Annotated in this window: 16 protein-coding genes and 1 riboswitch; of the genes, 7 read left to right on the plus strand and 9 right to left on the minus strand. The window is 55.5% G+C overall.

Annotated features, from left to right (window positions below):
- Positions 1-11 precede the first annotated feature (11 nt).
- Both FE783_RS08545 and FE783_RS08550 read left to right on the plus strand, forming a co-directional pair.
- The gene (locus FE783_RS08545; protein ID WP_138878935.1) at positions 12-1073 is read left to right on the plus strand and encodes an acyltransferase; all 1062 of its coding nucleotides are present in this window, start codon (positions 12-14) and stop codon (positions 1071-1073) included.
- Positions 1074-1106: 33 nt separating this feature from the next.
- A complete protein-coding gene (locus FE783_RS08550) occupies positions 1107-1505 on the plus strand; it encodes a secondary thiamine-phosphate synthase enzyme YjbQ (RefSeq protein ID WP_138878936.1) in 399 nt (132 codons plus the stop codon).
- A 244-nt stretch (positions 1506-1749) separates the two neighbouring features.
- On the opposite strand, the gene FE783_RS08555 is transcribed toward FE783_RS08550, so the two are convergent.
- Both FE783_RS08555 and FE783_RS08560 read right to left on the minus strand, forming a co-directional pair.
- The gene (locus tag FE783_RS08555; protein WP_138878937.1) at positions 1750-2094 is read right to left on the minus strand and encodes a LysM peptidoglycan-binding domain-containing protein; all 345 of its coding nucleotides are present in this window, start codon (positions 2092-2094) and stop codon (positions 1750-1752) included.
- Positions 2095-2206: 112 nt separating this feature from the next.
- Entirely contained in the window at positions 2207-2575 is a 369-nt protein-coding gene (locus tag FE783_RS08560) for a DUF4383 domain-containing protein (protein ID WP_138878938.1), read from the minus strand.
- 204 nt (positions 2576-2779) lie between these two features.
- On the opposite strand from FE783_RS08560, the gene FE783_RS08565 reads away from it, so the two are divergent.
- Positions 2780-3463 carry an MOSC domain-containing protein gene (locus tag FE783_RS08565; RefSeq protein WP_420799719.1) on the plus strand — a complete coding sequence of 228 codons (684 nt, stop codon included), beginning with the start codon at positions 2780-2782 and terminating at the stop codon, positions 3461-3463.
- A 39-nt stretch (positions 3464-3502) separates the two neighbouring features.
- Here the strand turns inward: FE783_RS08565 and FE783_RS08570 are convergent, their stop codons facing one another.
- The 4 genes from FE783_RS08570 to FE783_RS08585 all read right to left on the minus strand — a co-directional run bounded on the left by FE783_RS08570 (position 3503) and on the right by FE783_RS08585 (position 10241).
- Entirely contained in the window at positions 3503-3802 is a 300-nt protein-coding gene (locus FE783_RS08570; RefSeq protein WP_138878939.1) for a hypothetical protein, read from the minus strand.
- 71 nt (positions 3803-3873) lie between these two features.
- A riboswitch (cyclic di-GMP riboswitch) is annotated at positions 3874-3956 on the minus strand.
- Between the two features lie 298 nt (positions 3957-4254).
- On the minus strand, positions 4255-5037 hold the full coding sequence (locus FE783_RS08575) for a M55 family metallopeptidase (RefSeq protein ID WP_138878940.1): 783 nt from the start codon (positions 5035-5037) through the stop codon (positions 4255-4257).
- Positions 5038-5080: 43 nt separating this feature from the next.
- A complete protein-coding gene (locus FE783_RS08580) occupies positions 5081-7198 on the minus strand; it encodes a glycosyl hydrolase family 28-related protein (RefSeq protein WP_138878941.1) in 2118 nt (705 codons plus the stop codon).
- A gap of 13 nt (positions 7199-7211) precedes the next feature.
- Positions 7212-10241 carry a heparinase II/III domain-containing protein gene (locus tag FE783_RS08585; protein ID WP_158301684.1) on the minus strand — a complete coding sequence of 1010 codons (3030 nt, stop codon included), beginning with the start codon at positions 10239-10241 and terminating at the stop codon, positions 7212-7214.
- Between the two features lie 287 nt (positions 10242-10528).
- Here FE783_RS08585 and FE783_RS08590 point away from each other — a divergent pair, with 287 nt between their 5' ends.
- A complete protein-coding gene (locus tag FE783_RS08590; RefSeq protein WP_138878943.1) occupies positions 10529-11914 on the plus strand; it encodes an extracellular solute-binding protein in 1386 nt (461 codons plus the stop codon).
- 32 nt (positions 11915-11946) lie between these two features.
- Here FE783_RS08590 and FE783_RS08595 read toward each other — a convergent pair whose 3' ends face one another.
- The 3 genes from FE783_RS08595 to FE783_RS08605 all read right to left on the minus strand — a co-directional run bounded on the left by FE783_RS08595 (position 11947) and on the right by FE783_RS08605 (position 15564).
- Entirely contained in the window at positions 11947-13539 is a 1593-nt protein-coding gene (locus FE783_RS08595; RefSeq protein WP_138878944.1) for a M14 family metallopeptidase, read from the minus strand.
- 255 nt (positions 13540-13794) lie between these two features.
- Positions 13795-14757, minus strand: a complete 963-nt coding sequence (locus FE783_RS08600; protein ID WP_138878945.1) for an SDR family NAD(P)-dependent oxidoreductase — start codon at positions 14755-14757, stop codon at positions 13795-13797.
- 219 nt (positions 14758-14976) lie between these two features.
- The gene (locus FE783_RS08605; protein WP_138878946.1) at positions 14977-15564 is read right to left on the minus strand and encodes a TetR/AcrR family transcriptional regulator; all 588 of its coding nucleotides are present in this window, start codon (positions 15562-15564) and stop codon (positions 14977-14979) included.
- A 164-nt stretch (positions 15565-15728) separates the two neighbouring features.
- On the opposite strand from FE783_RS08605, the gene FE783_RS08610 reads away from it, so the two are divergent.
- From FE783_RS08610 to FE783_RS08620, 3 genes are all read left to right on the plus strand, one after another.
- On the plus strand, positions 15729-15992 hold the full coding sequence (locus FE783_RS08610; protein WP_238402946.1) for a ribbon-helix-helix domain-containing protein: 264 nt from the start codon (positions 15729-15731) through the stop codon (positions 15990-15992).
- Positions 15989-17131, plus strand: a complete 1143-nt coding sequence (gene dnaN / locus FE783_RS08615) for a DNA polymerase III subunit beta (RefSeq protein ID WP_138878947.1) — start codon at positions 15989-15991, stop codon at positions 17129-17131. The genes FE783_RS08610 and dnaN overlap by 4 nt, the downstream gene beginning before the upstream one ends.
- 169 nt (positions 17132-17300) lie before the next feature.
- A complete protein-coding gene (locus FE783_RS08620) occupies positions 17301-18608 on the plus strand; it encodes an ABC transporter substrate-binding protein (protein WP_138878948.1) in 1308 nt (435 codons plus the stop codon).
- The last annotated feature ends 137 nt before the right edge of the window (positions 18609-18745 follow it).

Below are 18745 nucleotides of genomic sequence, written 5' to 3' on the forward strand. Positions count from 1 at the left end.
AGAGATTCCTTTTGAGCAAACCGAAACTGCTGGAGCTGGACATTGTCCGCGCGGTCGCCATCGTCGCCGTGCTGCTCATTCACGCAACGTCCACGCCCCGGGTCGAACTGCCGCTCTGCTCCCGGTCGCATACGCTGTACTTCGGCATCAACAATATGAGCTACTTCCCGGTGCAGGCTTTCATCCTGTTGAGCGGACTCGTCTTGTTCTACAGCTACTTCGACAATTGGAGCGTTCGCCGCGTCCCCGGGTTTTACCGGAAAAGGCTGCAGTTCATCTTGATCCCGTACTTGATATGGTCTTGCTTCTATTACTTGTTCGATCAATGGCTGAATCCCGCGGTCGAGGTGCATTTCTCGCTGCAGGAGTTCGCCAAGCTGCTTCCATGGGCGGAAGCCGGCTACCATTTGTACTTCATGGCGCTTATCATGCAATTTTATGCGCTGTTTCCGGTTCTCGTTACACTGGCCAAGCTGTGGCGCCCGCTGGCCCGCTATTTGTGGCTGTTCGGCATTGTCGTGCAAATTGCCTTCAGCATTTACAGCCAGTACGCCGCCGAACCGCTCCCGCACGGCGACCGTCTGTTTATTTCATATTTCGCCCTATTCTGCATCGGAGGCTCGCTCGGCATGAACTACGAACGATTCGCCGGCTGGCTGAACCGCAATATTTATTGGGTAACCGCCGCCGCCGCGTCCACCGGCTTCGTTTTCCTGCTGCTCAGCCTGCAAGCGCAGTACGGTACGCAGTTCCGATCCTGGGAATTCGAGCTTCTGTTCAACGCTTACCCGATATTGGTCGCGATCAGCTTTATGTGGATCGGCCGGCACTGGCTATCCAGCGCTCCCCGATGGGCCGGCGCTCTATCGTCGCTCGGCGCGGCTTCGTTCGGCGTCTATTTCATTCATCCGGCGCTGCTCGGCTACTACACGATGCACGCTGCCGTCGCCCCCGGCGGGTGGGAGTACCATGCCGCTCTATGGGGAGGCATCGTCCTCATCCTTGTCGTCCCTTGGGTCATCGTCAATCAGCTGAAGCGGGTCAAAGCGTCCTGGATTTTGTTCGGCAAATGACGTCTGTTACTATGACGCGAAAGGAGCCTGCCCATGCATACGTTCTCCCTGATAACCCGCCAGCGTGATCAAATGATAGACATTACGCAGCAAGTTGCAGAGCTCGTGCTGCAAGAAAGCTTTCAGGAAGGGATTGCGGTCGTATACTGCCCGCATACGACCGCCGGTATCGCCATCAACGAGAACGCCGACCCGGACGTAAAGCACGACGTGCTTATGCGTCTGGACGAAATATACCCGTGGAACCATCCGAAATACCGGCATGCGGAGGGCAACACGGCTTCTCATCTGAAAGCGATCACGACCGGTACGTCCCAAACGGTCATCGTCCATAACGGCAGGCTCGTTCTGGGACGATGGCAGGGCATCTACTTCTGCGAGTTCGACGGTCCCCGTCAACGAACGTTCTATGTGAAATTGCTCAACGGATAAAGACGGCGGCAACGGCGAAGAGGGCGTTTCCATTAGGAAACCGCCCTGAGGCTGTTGAAAAAGTCTGCAGAGAGAAGAAGCGCTTAAGGCAAGAGGTGGGGGAATGCACTCCACTTCCGTTAAAATCGTGTTGTTTATTTGGAATTTAAGCGGGTACAACACGATTTTAAAGTCAGCCGCTTCGCTTTACGTACATCTCCCCCACCTCTTTTAGTATTCCAATTCTTACTTTGACTTTTTAATGTCAACGTCCCTCGAGCCGCCTTACGCGGTCTTCCAGCCGATCCACGCGTTGACGCAGACGGTCCACCTCGTTGTCGGTACGCCTCAATTGCTGCTGCAGACGATCGGTTTCCGTTTCCAGCCGGGCGACCCTCTGCTCGAGCTGCCGCCCTGGACCGGGTCCGGGAGGAAAGGGTCCGGGCCCCGGCGGAAACGGCCCCGGAGGCCGCGGAATGAAAATCGTTTGTCCGGCATAAACTTGCCCTGGCACCGTAATCCCGTTTGCCTGCATCAGCGACTGGACGGTTACCCCGTAACGGCTGGCGATCGAATACAGCGTATCCCCTGGCTGCACTACATAATTCATCGGAATTCCTCCAATATTGCCCATGATGAAGTACGATTATCCCGATTTCAATGTATGCGCCCGGTAGGTGTTTTGCCCAGGGCATTCGCCCGGATACGGCAACTTTTCGCGCTTAACCTACTTTCGAGCGGATTTGGACGACCTCAATCGTTTGGGCGGTAAAGCCCGCGTACAGCGACAGCGCGCCGACAACTGCATGCAGCACGTTCTCCGCCGTCTCCAAATGCATGGAGCCGAGCCACTCCGGCCGGATGAAGCCTATGATGCCCATAAGCCCGAAACCGATGCCTGCCGCTTTCGCAAACCATACCGCATTCTCTTCGCGGCCGGACGCCAATATTCCCGCAACGCCGACGATCAGGTGCACGACATTATACAAACCGTCGAAATGGATGAGGCCGAACAAATCCACTACGAACAAGCCGATAATCCCGAGAAGCAGAAACAACGCTCCGACCGCTCCGGCAAATCGCTTAACCATGCGATCCCTCCTTTCCGCAACATGCAATTACCTGCCTGATGCGACTTTGAGCCCGATAAAGCCGTTCGAACGATGTACTACAGCTTATGAGCCCGTCCGGTGAAAAAGACCTCTCGTCCGGCATTCGGCACGGCTCGTTTGCAGAACGCATTTTGTGATAGAATGAAGTCCAAACCATGGAATCAACAGAAAGGGGGACCGAGCGTGAGCATCCGGATTGTTTCACTGAATGTGGGGAAGCCGCAATCGTTCATCTATAAAGGAACCGACGTCCCGACCGGGATATTCAAAAAACCGGCCGACGAAGGTCCGATCGCTCTGTCCGCTTTGAACTTCGAGGGGGACGGACAAGCCGATTTAGTGAACCATGGGGGACTCGATAAAGCAATCTGCGTGTATTCGTACGAGTACTATGCTTATTGGGAGCAGGAGCTGCGGCGTAAGCTCGATTACGGAGCTTTCGGGGAAAACTTGACCGTGCTCGGCATGACCGAGGATCAAGTATGCATCGGCGACATTTACGCGATCGGCAACGTCCGCCTTCGGGTTACGCAGCCCAGACAGCCGTGCCACAAGCTGGCGAAAAAATACGACCTGCCCGAGCTTCCCCTGCTCGTACAAAACACCGGCTACACCGGCTTCTACATGAGGGTGCTCACTCCCGGACTGTTCGACCGCACCCTCCCGCTGACTTTGGAGCGCCGTCATCCGCACGGCATCACGGTCGCTTACGCCAACACGATCAAGCATCATGACAAGCATAACCTCGAAGGGATACAGGCTCTGCTTGCCGTCGAGGAGCTGTCTCGAAACTGGCGGGTTTCCTTCGAGAAGCGTCTCGCGGGCAACGAACCGTCTGCCGACGAAAGACTGAAAGGTACGAAGTGAATGCAAAGAAAAAACCGGCTGCGCGCTTTCCTGAAAGGATTAGCGTGTGCCGGTTCTATTCGATGGCTCGGTTTCGGTGCCAACTGGTTTAAAAGTATGGTCCTTGGTCGTCCGGATTACTTTCACCGAAATGATCGATGAAGCATGCGGCCGCTTCGGCTTGAATGTCAAATTCACAAAGTCGTTCAGCTCCAGCTCGAGCCCTATTTTCCGAAACGCTTCGATAAAATCGCCGACCGTGGGCTTCTTGCCGATATCGCAATAAATGTGCAATTCCTTGATCGCCTTGCCATACCGGTCTATATACTCTACGGTCGAGTAGTATCTTTCCTTCAGCATACGGCACCTCCTCGAGTTTAAACATATGATGGACCGAAAAGGTGTTGGACCGTCCGGACGTTCCCGACACATTCGGCGGCCCGGCGGCCGTAGACAGCTCCTTAGGCCCGTAGCTTTGCGTCCCCGCCTTTCGGCGAGTTTGCCTTTTTCCGATTGTTCGAATCTTCAATACCTCTTTATCATACAACACATATCGACACTTTCATAGACCATTTATCCTATTCATACAGCTACTTAGGACCTATTTTTTATGCCAAAAATGCCGGAGCTGCAGCGCCTGGTTTCCACTCAGGCCATACACCCCCGGCATTTGTAACAAAACTGAAATGTTATTTTCACTTTCCCTTAAGGTTCAAGCCCTATAATAAACCTCGACCCCCTTTTTCATATATAACATGGAAGACCCGCGGCCCGTTGCTTGCGGGTCGATTTTTTTTATTTGGACCTGTTAATCAAAAAAACGGAAGCTGCCTGTAATCCGACGTCTCGATGCGGTAAGTGCGATCGTCTACCAGCAGGTAGCCCGGCTTCCCGGACAAGGCGTCCGGATTCGCAATCGGGTCGTAGTTCCGGGCTTCGAATGTAAACGGCGCCTTGAATCGAAGGTACGGGGTAAATTGTCCGATTCTGCGGACAGCCCTCTCCGATCCTTCCCGGATGGCGCGGCAAGCGTCGGCGGAGCTCAAATGTTCGGCCGACTCCAGCCCCGTACCGACTTTCGTGACCGCCGTCTCGATATCCGGGATGAACATCCGCGCCTCCAGCGCGGCCTTATCGTCGCCCGCGAGAAAGATGGTAGGGACCCCGTGCATGCCCGCCCATTGGGCAAACGCCGCGAACTCGCCGATATAGACGCCGTTCAGCCGGTAATATTGGACCCTCAAGGAAGAATACGTATGACATAACGGTGCGTCGATCGTGCCGGCCATCGCATGCTGTCCGACATACAGCAGCGCGGTATAGTCCGGCAACGAATGATGCGGGAAATCTTTGCCGTACCGGATGTAGCGGCAGCCGCGCAAATCTTCCGGGTAAAGCCCCCCGTTTCCGTGCCCGTCGATCACGTCCACCTCCGCATCCGGATAAACCGCTCTGATTCCTTCCACGCAGGCGTTCGTTTCCAGCGCCAATTGCTTCATGCCGGGACGCTTCATCGCTTCGTCCGTCGTTCTCGTCTGACTGAAGCTGTCTACGCCGGCGGCCCCTTCCAAATCGGTCATGATCAAAAATTTCATATAATTCCCTCCACTATATGGGATGCACTCTCCCCGTCCGCACTCAGCTGGTCAGGGTAAGTCCTTGGTAGGTCACGTTTGCGGCGGTAACGGTCGTGGTTGCCGCCGCGTCCAATTCAATCGTCGTTTTGCTGTTTTTGATTACTCTGGCGTTTAACGCCGCTCCCCCCGCGCCGGCCCCGGCCACCGTAATATTCATCCCTTCCGGCAACCCCCTATAGTCCGCATTGACGGTATTCAAAGCGGTCAAAGTGGCGCTTCCCGCATTGATCGACGCCGTCACGACCACTCCCGTGTAAAGAGACCCGAAACCGATTGCAGGGCCGCTGACATACCATTCCGGCTTGCCCGACGCATTGCAGATCATATCGCCGAATTTCTGCGTCAAATTATCGGTCGGTGCAGCTGACCACTGCACGGGCAAGTTGGCAGCCCCGAGGTACGCGGTGCCGCCGGCGGCCAAATGCTTGATCGCATTGTTCCGCAGTTGCACGGAAAGGAAGCGGGAATCGGCTCTGATGCCGAATTTCGGCCTCTTGGAAGCATCTGTCGGGCTGACGGTATTGTTCTCGATCAGGCAGTTGTAAATCCCCCAGGAGGCAAGACGTATCGCCGCGGTCGAAACGGTTTTCCCGCCCCGGCAATTTCGCAGCGTGTTCCCGCCGATAACGCCGTCGTTCGTATAATAATATAGAATAATTCCATTTTGAGCATATTCATCGGCCGTATTGTTCGTTATGCTGAAATTTCGGACGGAATGGAGCGAAATCGCTCCGATCGTATCGCCCGACTCCACCGTACCGCCGAAGCCCGTAATCCGGTTTCGGTTAATAATGACACCTTCCGCCGGACTCGTATCTTTTCCTTGTACGACAATGCCGTAATACCCGTTCCCCCCGGTTCCCTGAACGACCACGTTACCTTCGATCACCACGTTTCTGAGCACCGGGTTGGCGACAAAGCTGCCTCCGATCGCGGCAAGGATGCCGGTCTTGCAATTCTCGATGTAATTGTCGAGAAACCATATGTTTTCCCCGCCATGCGTATCCAGCCCTTCCCAGGCGGGATTGTTCAAAAATTTGTTGTTCGTCACCCATACATTTTTGACGAGAAACGAGCCTTCGTTCGTCCCTTCTCCGCCTGTCGCAAACGTATACGCGTTTCCGGCCGAAGTGGTCGTTGCCGTATCGAAGGTGCTCCCGGTTACGATAATGTTCTCGCATTCCACCATAACCATCATGGCGCCGTAAGACCAGCGATAGAACGTGCAGTCTTCGACAAGAACGTTCGTGCAATACTTGACGACCAGCGCGTACAAACCTTGGATCTCGGTAAACATGCACCGGACGAACGTTAGTCCGTCCGCATATTCCGCCCGCACGCCGTCGCGCGATATCGTCGGGTTGCCCGAGGTAATGGCCGTGCCGTTCCGAATGGTCAAGTCGTAAAACGCGATATTCGATTTACGGCTGCCGGCCGATCCCGCAATATAAAAGATGCGTCCGGTCAGGCTGCCGTGCTCCCGAATCGTCGTAACGGACAAGCCCGCACCCTGAAACGTCAAGTTGGACGAAACCGATAATGGTGTTCCGACCCGATAAATGCCGGGAGGAAAGTATAGAACCCCTCCGCCAGCCGGCATGCCGTCTATCGCGGTCTGAATGGCCGCAGCATCATCGGTCGCGTCGTCACCGGCAGCCCCGAACCATTTGACGTTGATCGATTCCGTCTCCACAATCCGTTTGAACCGGGCCCCCGACGTCGAAACGAGCACCAGACCGGTATTGTCGGGAGTCGTAACGTCCGTGGCATCGTAATAAAAATGGCCCTCGTGCCCGGCGTCCTTGACGTAATAAATGACGTTCGCATCGGGCAGCGTATTCGCCCGAAGGTCCGCATAAGTCGTCACGACCATGCATCCGGCGGCGTTCATCGTATTCATCATCGCCGAATGGGCCCCGGCTTTCCCGTAAACCGCATTCGTCGCCGGGATAGACTGGCCGTACGATTTGGACGCTCCGGCCAATAGCCCGCCGGCTGCGGCCGCCGCGCCGGCCGCTCCGATCGAAGCCAATAAGTGTCTTCTGCTCATCCGTTTGCCCAGTACGAGTGATTCGTCCTCCGGTCGATTCATGGCGTGGTTGTTGGTATCCTCCGACATAGATCTCTTCCCTTCATACGGATTTTTCGTGAACGGTTTCGAAGGCTAACGGAATTTTGCACGCCGCACCCTCGCGGATATCATAAACGAAGCCTTTGGCGAAATCTTCCGGATCGGCAAAGCCGCGTACCGGCGTAACGTCCCCGATCCCGAAAACGAACCGGTTTCCCTGCCGCTCTTCGACGCGTTCGATCCGGTAGCTGCCGTTGCGCTCTCCGTCCGTTTCAATGTACAGATAAGAGCCTGCCAAGCGGGCTATCTCCGCATAGGAGTGATCCAGCTCCACGACAATCCGGTTTTCCGTGCGGAGTTCTTTCGTGAAATCGACGACGGTTCCCGTCAACGCTCCCCGCTCCGTCCCGATCATGCCGCCCAGCACGGTGCCGTCATGCATATAACCGTAAGCCGGAATCCCGCTCTCTTCGGAGATTATACCGAAGAAGCCCTTGAACGCATACTTGTCATCGACGATATAGGTCGTATCGGGATCGAGCGAATTGACGATGTAATCCGTTCGTCCGCTGACCAGTTCCACCCGGACTGCGGCGGCCCCGGTTCCGGCAAAAGGTTTTCCGCCGACTTTCAGCGGCACCCGGCTGACGGAACGGATAAACCGGCTGCCGTCGTACGCCTCGATAACCGAAACGAACTGGCTGTCCAGAAGCTCCCCGGTCCGGCGGACGATCAAATATTTCAAGCGCTTCGGATTGCCCGGTTTGTTGCGCGGAGGCTCCCCGTCGGCCAGAGCGACCTCGTCCGCATCGCCCAGCATGGTCAGGCGCAGCCGTATATCCGCAACCTCCGGCAGCACCTCCCAAGTGTCCTGTATGTTCCATTCGACGCTGAACGCGCTCGGAGGGTTGACGTCCCGCTCCACACTGCGCAAATAATGAAAGCCGCTTCCCTTGTAGCCTGCGCCGCCCGGCTGGTCGCGCTCCTTCTCGCCGAAGGCCGTATGGGGGCCCGCATATGTACCGGTCGGCTGACTGATGAGGGTCAGCTCCTCCGTCGATACGGTTTCCCCGGCTCCATGGAAGCTGAAGTGATGATCGGAGCCGCCCTTCACGCGGAAAAAATCGACCGCGTAAGAATGGAATCCGTCCGCTCTCACGTAAGCGGTCGTCCGGCGGTAGCGCACCGTCTGCGGATATGCGTTCGGGGCTTCCGCATCGATCAGCTTCACCCGTTCACCGTCATCGAAATGCCGCGGAATCCCTACCCATTGCTCGCATTGCTTGGACTTGTCGACCACTACGGTATTGTGGCTGATCGTATTGCTGACCCACTCCACCCGATTCGGGTGGCCCCCGGTATATTCGGGATATCCCAGATCCGGGGCCAGATCGAGCCCGAACGCATGAATGCCGATATTCAACGCATCTCGATGCCCGTGACCGCTCGTTCTCCCGTAGTACATCCACAAATCCCTTAAGGCGCGTCCCCCGGTCTCCTCTCCGTCCCGCAGAACGGCAAATCCGTACCCCGTCAAATTGACGCTTCCGAGCCGGAGCGGACCGTGTTCGGCTACAATACTCCTTACCTTCTCCGTCAATGCGTCGGGATCCCGGGAAAATACATCCCCGCTGATGCCATCCAGCCGGTTGCCGTTCAGCAAATACGCCGCCTGAGCATAGATCGGGTCGCCGAACCGTTCAAATGCTTTCAACATATCCGTCATTTTCAGCGCAAACCCCGGCTTGCCCGTCAATCCGGAATCTCCGATCTGGGGGGTGTAGGCATCGATCATGATTAACGGGTATTGCGCGAACATTTTCCGGAACTTTACGTTCCTGTACAGATCGGCTGACGGATACTTATCGTAGGCACCCAGTACGTCGGCGATATCCTGGTGCTGCTCCAGCCACAATCGGTTGTATCCCGCTCCCGCCGACGGAGGGAAGCCGTCCCGGTCCACCTGGTTCACGAGCCGGGGCAGCAGGTTTCCGCCCGTGATCCGGTACGGCTTTACCGCAAGCCCCCCCGCGCGGAACGCGAAATCCAGCCATTCCTTCGTCTCCGGGAACGAATCCAGCACGACTGCCGCTTTGGCAAGCACGCTGACCGTCCTACCGTTAGTGCTGAATATTTGCGCTTTCTTCACGCCTTCATACGCTTGACGGACGATGCCGTCCTCGATGTTCCTTCTGACGTCGGCTCCGGACGTCTTCGGGTTCGGCAATCTATAGCGCTTAGCCTGGGCGCTCAAATATGCGACGATTTCCGGATCGTCCGTCGCCGGAAAGAACGCATCGTACGCCGTAATCAGGTTGTCGATGACCCACTGCTCCCATAGGCAGCCTATCGCTTTTCCTTGGCCGGTTCCGCCATGGGAGTTCAAGTAGGCTTCCGGGTCGAATGCCGCGATATCGAGAGCGGGATAGACGTCCGCGATTCTGTCGAGCAGAATCGTGCCCGCAACCGCATATTTTCTTTCCCCCGTGAATACATAAGCATCGCGAAGCCCGGTTACCGCATTTTCTATAAGTCCTTTGCTCCCCTGCCCGTACCAAAGAAACCAGTGGATATAGTGCGCTATAAACGTATACCGGTTCCCTTCCCCGTCCGACCACCCATACCCGTCGTCCACGCACCAGTCCGGCCCCTTTTCCGGGTAGAGCCGGTTCACGAGCAGGCTGCGGTCGGCCGATTCCGGCCTGAAAATGCCGTGAACGTCCAGTCCGCTCGCATAATAAGCGCCGAAATCGTTCGTAGGAAACAAATAGCCGCTGCTCGGATCCTTGATTTTCCAAGGCATGGTCAGCGGGTCGGCCGAATACGGGTAGTTTCCGTAGGCGTCGATCTGCTTCCCGGTCACGGGACTGCCAACCCGCTGATTGACGGCGTAGCTGCGGGGAAGCGTCTGGGGCGGGACGGCGCGCCACAAATAATCGTATCCCGCCGCCAGAAACCGGTCCGCTTTGGCAACAGCGTCGTCCCGCAGCCTTTTCGCCCAATCGAACTTTCGGATATTGGCTCGTGCGCTCGAAAGCTTCTCTTCCGTATATAAGGTGCTGCGCGTTTTCCGATACGAGGTAACATCCATGGATAGCCCTCCGGACTGCATCATTGATTTCTATAATCGGTATAAGTATAGGACATGTATCAATTATTCGAGACTTGACGTACTCAATCCAAAAAAAACGGTCCTTTTTGCACTCAAACGCGATCAGAAGTATAATACATGTATTATAAGAAAAACGTCTATCGACGTAATTCAAGGATGAGCGACCGCGATCTAGAGGAAGTTTTTCCTGGTTCAGAAACTCGCACTTCGCTTTAACGCTTTAGCGAAGTTAAACTTTCTGAAACGATAAGAAAGCGAGAGATGTTATGAGAAGAAAGACCGATTTTCGATATACCGAGCTTGCCGATCTTTTGCGCAAAAAAATTTTGACGAAAGAAATCAAACCCGGACAGTTTCTGATGTCCGAGAACGAGCTTCACAATCAATACCGGGTAAGCAGGGTAACAGTACGCAAAAGCCTGGAGCTGCTGCTGAACGAAGGCCTGATCATCAAAAAAGCGGGCCAAGGCAGCATGGTTCCCCATGATTTGACCGTCGAAGAAGGCAAACAGAAACTGCTGCGGATCGTCGCTATCTCGCCCTCTCATTTCGTCGATCACTGCATGCCGATCATCATCAGACGCTTTCAGGACCTCCATCCCGAGGTCGAGGTGAAGGTGCTGCGGTTTCCCCACCCTGAATTTTGGAGCAATATTCGCAACAATCGCGAATTGGGGTTTCAACCCGACATCATGCTGCTGACCGACAGGCATTTCCATATGTTTTTGCAGACCGGGGATTTCGCCGATCTTCGTCCGATGCTCGGTGCGGACTTGAATACGCTCTACTCCCGATTGACTTCGGCTTTTCGCACCCGCGAGGTCGTGAAGGCGCTGCCGGCCGGTTTTTCCCCGGTTTATTTGGCTTACAATCCGCTTCTCTTCAAAAAATACGGCGTTCCCGAGCCGGACGGCAGATGGATCAAGGAAGATTTTATCCGCACGGCCCAGAAGCTGACGATCGATACGAACGGCGACGGTATTCTGGATTTGTACGGCTTCTCTTTGTCCAGCATGTTGAGCCGCTGGTCGGTGATCGCTTTGCAGCAGGGCGTCAATTTTCATTCGTTCATCCATACCGAACCTATGGAAAATACGTTGACATTTATTCATGACCTGTTGTATCGATACCGGGTCGCGTATCGCCATTCCGTCTCGGAATTCGACTTGGAATCCCATCCCTTCCTTCATCAGAGAACGGCCATGATGCTGACGACGTCGATTGAACTGGCCGGCATGCGGCAGGCGCGGCTGCCGTTTGAGCCGGGAGTCGCCTACTTGCCTTTCGGCGATACCCGCAGGACGACCTTGGCAGCCAACGTATTTGCCGTACATTCCGGTTGTACCCAGATGGAAATGGCCGGACATTTTCTACGGACTGCCGTACGCCCCGATGTTCAGGAAGAAATCGCCCGTCAAACCGGGCAGTTGTCCGCCATTCCGTCAATCAATGAGAAGGTGTGGGAGAAAGGGTACCTCGATAAGCTGAACATCGCGGACGGCCAAATCGACAACAATTTCTTCGTTCATGACCTCGTTCCTCATAAACAGGACCTTTATAACAGGCTCCACACCGGTATGCAGCTGTTTTGGACCGGAATGGAATCGGCCAAAGATTTTGCCAAACGCCTCATGAACCATACTCCCCGCTAGAGTCGGGGAGGAACTCCTCTTCCGACGCCGGACTAGAGATCCTGCAGCGAGACTTCGCAACGCACGGACCCCGCTCTCGGATGGCCGGCCTCGATCGATGCGGCGAATCGATTCTCTTCCGCTCTGATAAACCATTCCACTGCAAAGGAACCGCCCGCAGGGGCCAGAGAATCGGTTTGATGCACGGCGCTCCGGTTCAAAATCTCGATGCCTTCCCCGACCAGCCTGACCGTAACCGGCCGTTTCATATCCGGGCTGCCGCCTTCCTGCATGACCTCCGTCGATAGCCCGCCAATATTGCCGACTGTCGCGCGGATACGGAACAGACGCGCCCCTAGCGGAGTCGCCTCCACGTTCGCCACGATCAAGCGGGGACACATGGCCGCGTGCCTGAGCACAAACCCGGTCGTTCCGGGAACGACCCCCTCCATATCGGGCGGATACATGAACCGCGCGCTTCCCGCCATCATGCCGCCGATTTCCACCTCGCCCAGCTGCGGGTGGCCGAACGTCCGCCAAGGCATGAAGATCCGGCTGCCATGGCCGTCGTGAAAGGCGAGAAGGCGCCGCATATATTCCTCCCTCATCTTGTCGTCGGATCGAATGATCTCGTTCGGCTGCAATCCGATACTCGTAAACCCGAAGCCCACTTCGATCACATAATGGGAAATTCCGAGCTTCGCGTAGGCCCAATCGTTCGAATTGCCGTTCAACCGGATCGGAGCGCCGCCAAAATTGTAATTGTCGGTGGACATGAGCGGAAATCCGGTTATTTCCTCCGCCAGTTTGCCGATCTGCATCGTAGTCCGCAAATCACCGGCATGAAATTGGGAATCCGGCTTATACGATGTCCGCAGCACGGCGTGCGTTCCGCAATGAAAATCGACGCCGGCGAAAATATTCGGATGCGCGACCTGGAACTCGGCAATCGCCCGCATTTCCGGCTCGGATAAAGGAAAAGCGGATGCGACCGCGCCCGGCTTCCATTCGACGGGATAGCTCCGGTTGAAGTCGACGCGACGCGGGCTCGCCGGAGGCGTGCCGTCGTAGTCGCGGATCAGTCCTTCTTGCGCCACATGGTAGAAGGCGCCTTCCATGTCCCCCGGTTCCCTCCGGATCATGAGCCGGGGCTCGTCGGGGTGCTCCTTGTAAAGTCCGAGCGGATCGCGCCAACGCATTTGCAGCACATATCCGTCCCCGTTTATATCCTGAGGCAGCAATTGGTTTTTGCGAAAAGTATCTTCGTACCGATTGCGGATATCGATTTGCGCCGACAAGGCATAGTCGCTCCCGTCCGGGTCCGCGCAAGGCACGATGTAGAACGCCACCCGCTTCAGCAGCTCGCGGTAGTCGTCCACCGTCAGCAGCGCGTGGAGGATATGCAGCGCCGCCGTAATTCCCGCTCCCTCGATGGCGTGAAGACCGGCCTGTATGTAATAGGCTCCCTTCGATTCGGCCGGACCCGTCGACGGGTCGTTGACTTCGGCCAAATATACGTGTCTGCCTTGTTTCGTCTGCGCGAGCGGGATCAGCCGAACGAAGGAAGGATGCTCCGACTGGATTTGCTTCAGGAACCCGGTCCACTCCTCGTATCGATAGAACGAATCGTACTTTAATGACGCCAAACGCGTTCACCTCCTGCGTTTTCCGCTTCGTATTGCAGCGCTTACATTTCACCAAAAGGCCAGCAGCGTCCCCGCGCCACCTCTACGTAAAAGCACCTGTCTTTCCGGAATTAAGTATACTCCGTTCAGTTTTATAATACAAGTATAAAACTAGTATCGTTTTTTTATTAAAAAATGAGAATTGATTATTAAAATTATAATACATGTATTGTTTTTATTTTTGTAACAAAAAAGGCTGCAACGGCAGCCCCACTCTCAACGTCTGCCGCTTGCCGCCATATGTGCTCTTACCGTTTCCCGGATTCCACGCTCGTAGGGTGTCGCCGGCAGCGGGCCGATACGCTCGAGGTATTTGGCTCCGCTCAGTACGAAAGGCTCCTCCGTCAAATACAGCATCTCCCTTACCTCGCGCATGAACGGGTTGAACAGCCCCAGTATCGCAAACGTTTTTCTCCCGATAGAACGAACCGGCTTTGCCTGCCCCGCTTCCGCCTGCGCGATGCGAACGAGCTCCGCCCCCGTAATCGTATCCGCTCCGGGGATATGCCATATCTCTCCGTAAGCATCATCGTTTATGGATAGCTCCACTACCGCTTTAGCGGCATCGGGCAAATATACATATTCGCGCGGTATGTCCAACTTGCCGACGAACATGGCGGACTTCCGCTTGGCGATTGCATCCAATGTTACATGCAGCATGGAGTTCGGGACGTCCGGGCCGTAAAAATCCGGCAGGCGGGCGATCAACGCACGCGCTCCGTCCCGATGGGCGTCCATAATAACCCGCTCCATCTCCAGCCGCAGCTTCCCTTTGCGCGTATGCGGGCGTTTCGGATGCTGCTCCGTTGCAGGCGAGGCCGCAATTTTGCCATAAGCATAAATATTGTCGATGACGACCGTCTTCGCCCCCGCCTCCTTCGCCCCGCGCATGACCGACGCCGCAAGAGGCAGCAGCTTGTCGCCCCATTCCGGATAAGGGATTCCCATACTGTGATAGACGACGTCCGCTCCTACCGCCGCTCGGGCTATATCCTCGGGGCGCATCGCGTCCCCCGCCGCGACCGTAAGCAGCGGATCGTTACCGCAAGTGTCCGCCAGACGCTCCAGCTTTTCCTTCGACCTTCCGAACGCCACCGTCTCGATGCCCCTGCCGAGCAGTTCCTTCACCAACTCTCGTCCCATGCCTCCGGCCGCTCCCAATACAATCGCCCGTTTCATTCCGATTCCTCCTTGTTTTTTTATTAACCAAAGGTCAATTAAACCGCAAAAAAAATTCGCCATCCTTAACGGAAAAAACGACGTTATTTAGCTATTTTATACTCATTTTTTTCCTCTATTTAGTTGCAGCCGGACGGTATCGGCAATATAGCGTCGATTACTTCCGCTATTTTGCTACCGGTTCCAGTACAACGACGGCCTTATCAGCACGCTTCGTTCCTATCGCAGCCCCCGTACCATCAAACCGACATACTGCTCCGCCAAGTCGCGCAGATGGTCAATCGTCTGATCGGTATGCAAATAATAGGCGACAAACCCGTGCAGCGATAAAAACAAGCTCCATGGAATCGTCAACGCCACGTCCCCCGTTGAGCCCGATTCCCGCAGCAGCTGCAGTACGGCTGCCGCGAAACGGTCGTAGGAAGCCATCTGGGCGCTGCGGGCCGCTTCGTTCAGCTCCGATTGCTCCAGCATAAACATGATCTCGTAATGCGGCTTATGGTCCAGCCCAAAGCGGATATAGGCCGTAAAGATCCGTTCGAGCGTCGCCGCAGGGTCTCCCGTATGCTCACGCATCGCCTCGTCCAACCTGTCGTTCAGCTTGTCGAAATCGGACATGACCATCGCGCTGAATAAAGCGGCTTTGTCCTTGAAATGGTAGTAGAGCGCCCCATGGCTGTACCCCAAACGTCCGGCTATCCCCCGCATCGAAACGGACCGGTACCCTTGGGTGACGAAAAGATCGCGCGCCGCCTGCATAATTTTTTCTTTGTCCAGCTCTTCGTCTACCGCTTTCCGGGGAGTCATCGTTTATCCGCTCCTTTTTTTGACCAGTGTTCAATTAATATCATACTCCGCTTTCGCTTCAACGTCAAATCGTGGATTGCCAGCCTTGCGCGACTATGGTACTGTTAAGATAATCGGTTATTTGATTTAAGTTACCATATTCTAAATAATGACGGTGATCCGATTTGAAACATGAAGAAGAGATCAAGCTTATCGTCCCGAAGCGGGAAGGTCAGATCAGCGCGATGTTTTCCCGGGGAGGTCCCCGCGAAGGCGCAGGCCGCAAAGGGATCGGCGAGACGCGGAAAGTATCGGTCACTTTGCCCGGGCCGGCGTGGGAAGAGCTCGATCGCCTGTGCGCCGAGCAGCGCATGTCGAGATCGGAGCTTATCCGGGAGCTTATTATGGAGCATTTCTCGGACAAAGCGAGCAAGCGGGTGGACGGATGAGAGTCGCTATCCCGCAGCCCGTATTGTCCGACGCCTTGCAGCAGGTCGCTAGAGCGGTCCCGGCCAACAGTCCGATCCCCATTCTGTACGGCATACATATCCGGTTTCACCCGGTCGGAGTAACCGTGGCCGCCAGCAACGGCGTGATGACGATCCATACGGATATCCGGCAGGACGTAGCGGAATTTCCGACCGGACCGGCTCCAGAACAAGAGGCGGCCCTTGTCGTTCCGGCCCGTTATTTGATCGATATCGTCCGCAAGCTCCCTCCGGCCCCCATCCTATTGGAACTTACGAACCGGCAAACGCTGACCGTACGCTCGGGCGACGGCCAATTCCGTTTATTCGGGCTGGATCCCGCGCTGTTTCCGGAGACGCCCCGGATGGATCGGGCCGATTGGCGGATGACCCTGTCCAACGGTTTGCTGAAATCGATGATCCGTCAAGTCGCATTTGCGGTGTCCTCATCCGAAGCCCGGCCGCTGCTGTCGGGCGTGCTCTGCAAGTTCGACGGGCGGAATCTGCGGTTCGTCGCTACCGACAGCGTACGATTTGCCTCCCGGACGTCTCCCGTAGAACAGCAAGGAGACCCGCACGTTTACACTGCGGTCATTCCCGGCAAAGGATTAAGCGAGCTCGCCAAATTGCTGGACGAAGAAGGCGAGACGGCGATCGTCGCGGACGAAGCGCATATCCGTTTCCGGTCGGCGGGCATGTCGCTTTACTGCTCCTTGCTGCAGGGCGCTTATCCTCCGATCGACAAGCTTGTGCCTTCCAATCCTATGACGGAAGTAACGGTCGATACGTATCGAATTTTGCGGGCTATTGAAAGGGTGACTCTGCTGGCCGGCGAAGGAAGCGTCGTTCAGCTGCGCACGAATACGGAGCAAACGATGGAGCTACTCTCCGGGACGACGGAAATCGGCGACGTTCGGGAGGAATTGCGGATCGAGAGCATGATCGGACCGCATGTCGCAATCTCTTTTAACGGCAAATATATGGCGGACATTATACGCGCCGTCGACAGCGAGAGCGTGACGTTCCGTTTCACTGACAAGCTGGGCCCCATCACTGCCGTACCTGTCGGGCAGCGCGCTTCGGCGCTCTATTTGCTGACCCCGATCCGGACGGCCATCTAATATGCAAACTGTTGTTCGCAGGCAGCCTCTTCCCCTACAGTAAGCTGTCGGTTTGGGATATAGTCATGAGAATACCGGATAAGGTCATTAACGCCCCCTGTTCCCCCCAAACGGTTCTTCCTATAATCAAATCATCCGAACAGAATCGCACTTTATTGGGGGGACGCAAATGAATAGACTGAAATCATCCATGATGTTGCTGCTCATGATCGCCATACTGTCCGCATGCGGCAAAGGAGAAAGCGCGACCGGCGCGGCTGACAAGGGGGACAAGGGCCAACCGGCGGAGGTACCTCCGAAGCCGGCGACACTGAACTTTTTCTACAACGGCTACTCGAAGCAGCTCGTAGAAGAGCTTCAGCAGAAGGTAGAAGCCAAATACCCCCACATCAAGCTGAACATGATTATTCACGGCAAAGGCAGCACGATCGAAGATACGCTCGCGGCCGGCACGAACCTCGATCTCGTCGCCTTCTCGGCGGGAGGACTGTTCACCGTAATCGACTTGCAGCTCGCTACCGATATGACCGATCTCGTGAAGAGGCACAATTTCGACCTGAACCGCTTCTCCCCCTCGGTGCTGGAGACGATCAAGTCGTATTACGAGGGCGGCAAGCTCATGATCATGCCTTACGAATTGAATAACAACGTGCTGTACTACAACAAGAACATTTTCGACAGGTTCGGGGTAGCTTATCCGAAGGACGGCATGACCTGGAACGAAGTATACGAAATGGCCAAAAAACTGACCCGTGTCGATAACGGTGTACAGTACGAAGGGTTCCAGTACAACCATTTGAACCTGGTATACAAAAATCAGATGGCCCTCCCCTTCGTCGACCCGAAAACGAACAAAGCGGCGATCAATACGGATCAATGGAGAAAATGGCTGGAGCAGATGACCCGGTTTTATCAGTTCGACGGGAACCATCTGATCGGCTACGGGGACGGCGTCTTTATCCGGAGGCAGGAAGTGGCGATGTATACCGGGCCGAGCTTGCTCGATCAGCTGCCCGATGCGGTCAGCAAAGGCATGGAGTGGGATATGGTCAGCCTGCCGCGCTTCGATGGAATGGAAAGCATCGGCTCGCAAATGAACGCCCCCTTCTACGCGATCCCCCCGACAAGCACGAACCGGGATGAAGCGTTCCGAGTCATCGCTTACCTGCTGTCCGACGAAATACAGGGAGCGAACGCAAGAAAAGGCCGGGTTCCCGTCGTGAAAAGCGAAAGCGTCGTCAAAGATTTCGGTGTCGATCTGCCTGTGCTGAAAGGGAAAAATACGGCCGCGTTTTTTAAAGATACGATCGGCAAGCCGATTACCGTAACGAGATACGACGGCATCGCGAGATCGACTTTCACGGAAGTCGCCGTCGACGGGTATTCCAAAGGCAAGCTGGACGTCGCGGCGGCGCTTCGCACGGCGGAAGAAGAGATCAACAAAAAGATCGCCGAAGCGCAAAAAAATGCAAAGTAGGACTCCAACGTTTCGTTCAAATCCATCCGCATCCAGCGAACATCGTCCGGCGGCAGCCCGGGCGGTGTTTGCGCGTTTCCCGGCGTTTTCTCTTATTCGCTTTTCGGCTATCTCTGCTAAAATACTAGTACAACGTC

The sequence above is a fragment of the Paenibacillus mesophilus genome (assembly GCF_005938385.1).
Lineage (GTDB): Bacteria > Bacillota > Bacilli > Paenibacillales > NBRC-103111 > Paenibacillus_AB > Paenibacillus_AB mesophilus.

Excerpts from the sequence above, each read along its gene's own strand:
- FE783_RS08560 (WP_138878938.1), bottom strand. The coding sequence starts at position 2,575 with ATGGTTAAGCGATTTGCCGGAGCGGTCGGAGCGTTGTTTCTGCTTCTC.
- FE783_RS08585 (WP_158301684.1), bottom strand. The coding sequence starts at position 10,241 with ATGGATGTTACCTCGTATCGGAAAACGCGCAGCACCTTATATACGGAA.
- FE783_RS08575 (WP_138878940.1), bottom strand. The coding sequence starts at position 5,037 with ATGAAATTTTTGATCATGACCGATTTGGAAGGGGCCGCCGGCGTAGAC.
- FE783_RS08550 (WP_138878936.1), top strand. The coding sequence starts at position 1,107 with ATGCATACGTTCTCCCTGATAACCCGCCAGCGTGATCAAATGATAGAC.
- FE783_RS08570 (WP_138878939.1), bottom strand. The coding sequence starts at position 3,802 with ATGCTGAAGGAAAGATACTACTCGACCGTAGAGTATATAGACCGGTAT.
- FE783_RS08555 (WP_138878937.1), bottom strand. The coding sequence starts at position 2,094 with ATGAATTATGTAGTGCAGCCAGGGGATACGCTGTATTCGATCGCCAGC.
- FE783_RS08590 (WP_138878943.1), top strand. The coding sequence starts at position 10,529 with ATGAGAAGAAAGACCGATTTTCGATATACCGAGCTTGCCGATCTTTTG.
- FE783_RS08580 (WP_138878941.1), bottom strand. The coding sequence starts at position 7,198 with ATGTCGGAGGATACCAACAACCACGCCATGAATCGACCGGAGGACGAA.
- FE783_RS08605 (WP_138878946.1), bottom strand. The coding sequence starts at position 15,564 with ATGACTCCCCGGAAAGCGGTAGACGAAGAGCTGGACAAAGAAAAAATT.
- FE783_RS08620 (WP_138878948.1), top strand. The coding sequence starts at position 17,301 with ATGAATAGACTGAAATCATCCATGATGTTGCTGCTCATGATCGCCATA.
- FE783_RS08600 (WP_138878945.1), bottom strand. The coding sequence starts at position 14,757 with ATGAAACGGGCGATTGTATTGGGAGCGGCCGGAGGCATGGGACGAGAG.
- dnaN (WP_138878947.1), top strand. The coding sequence starts at position 15,989 with ATGAGAGTCGCTATCCCGCAGCCCGTATTGTCCGACGCCTTGCAGCAG.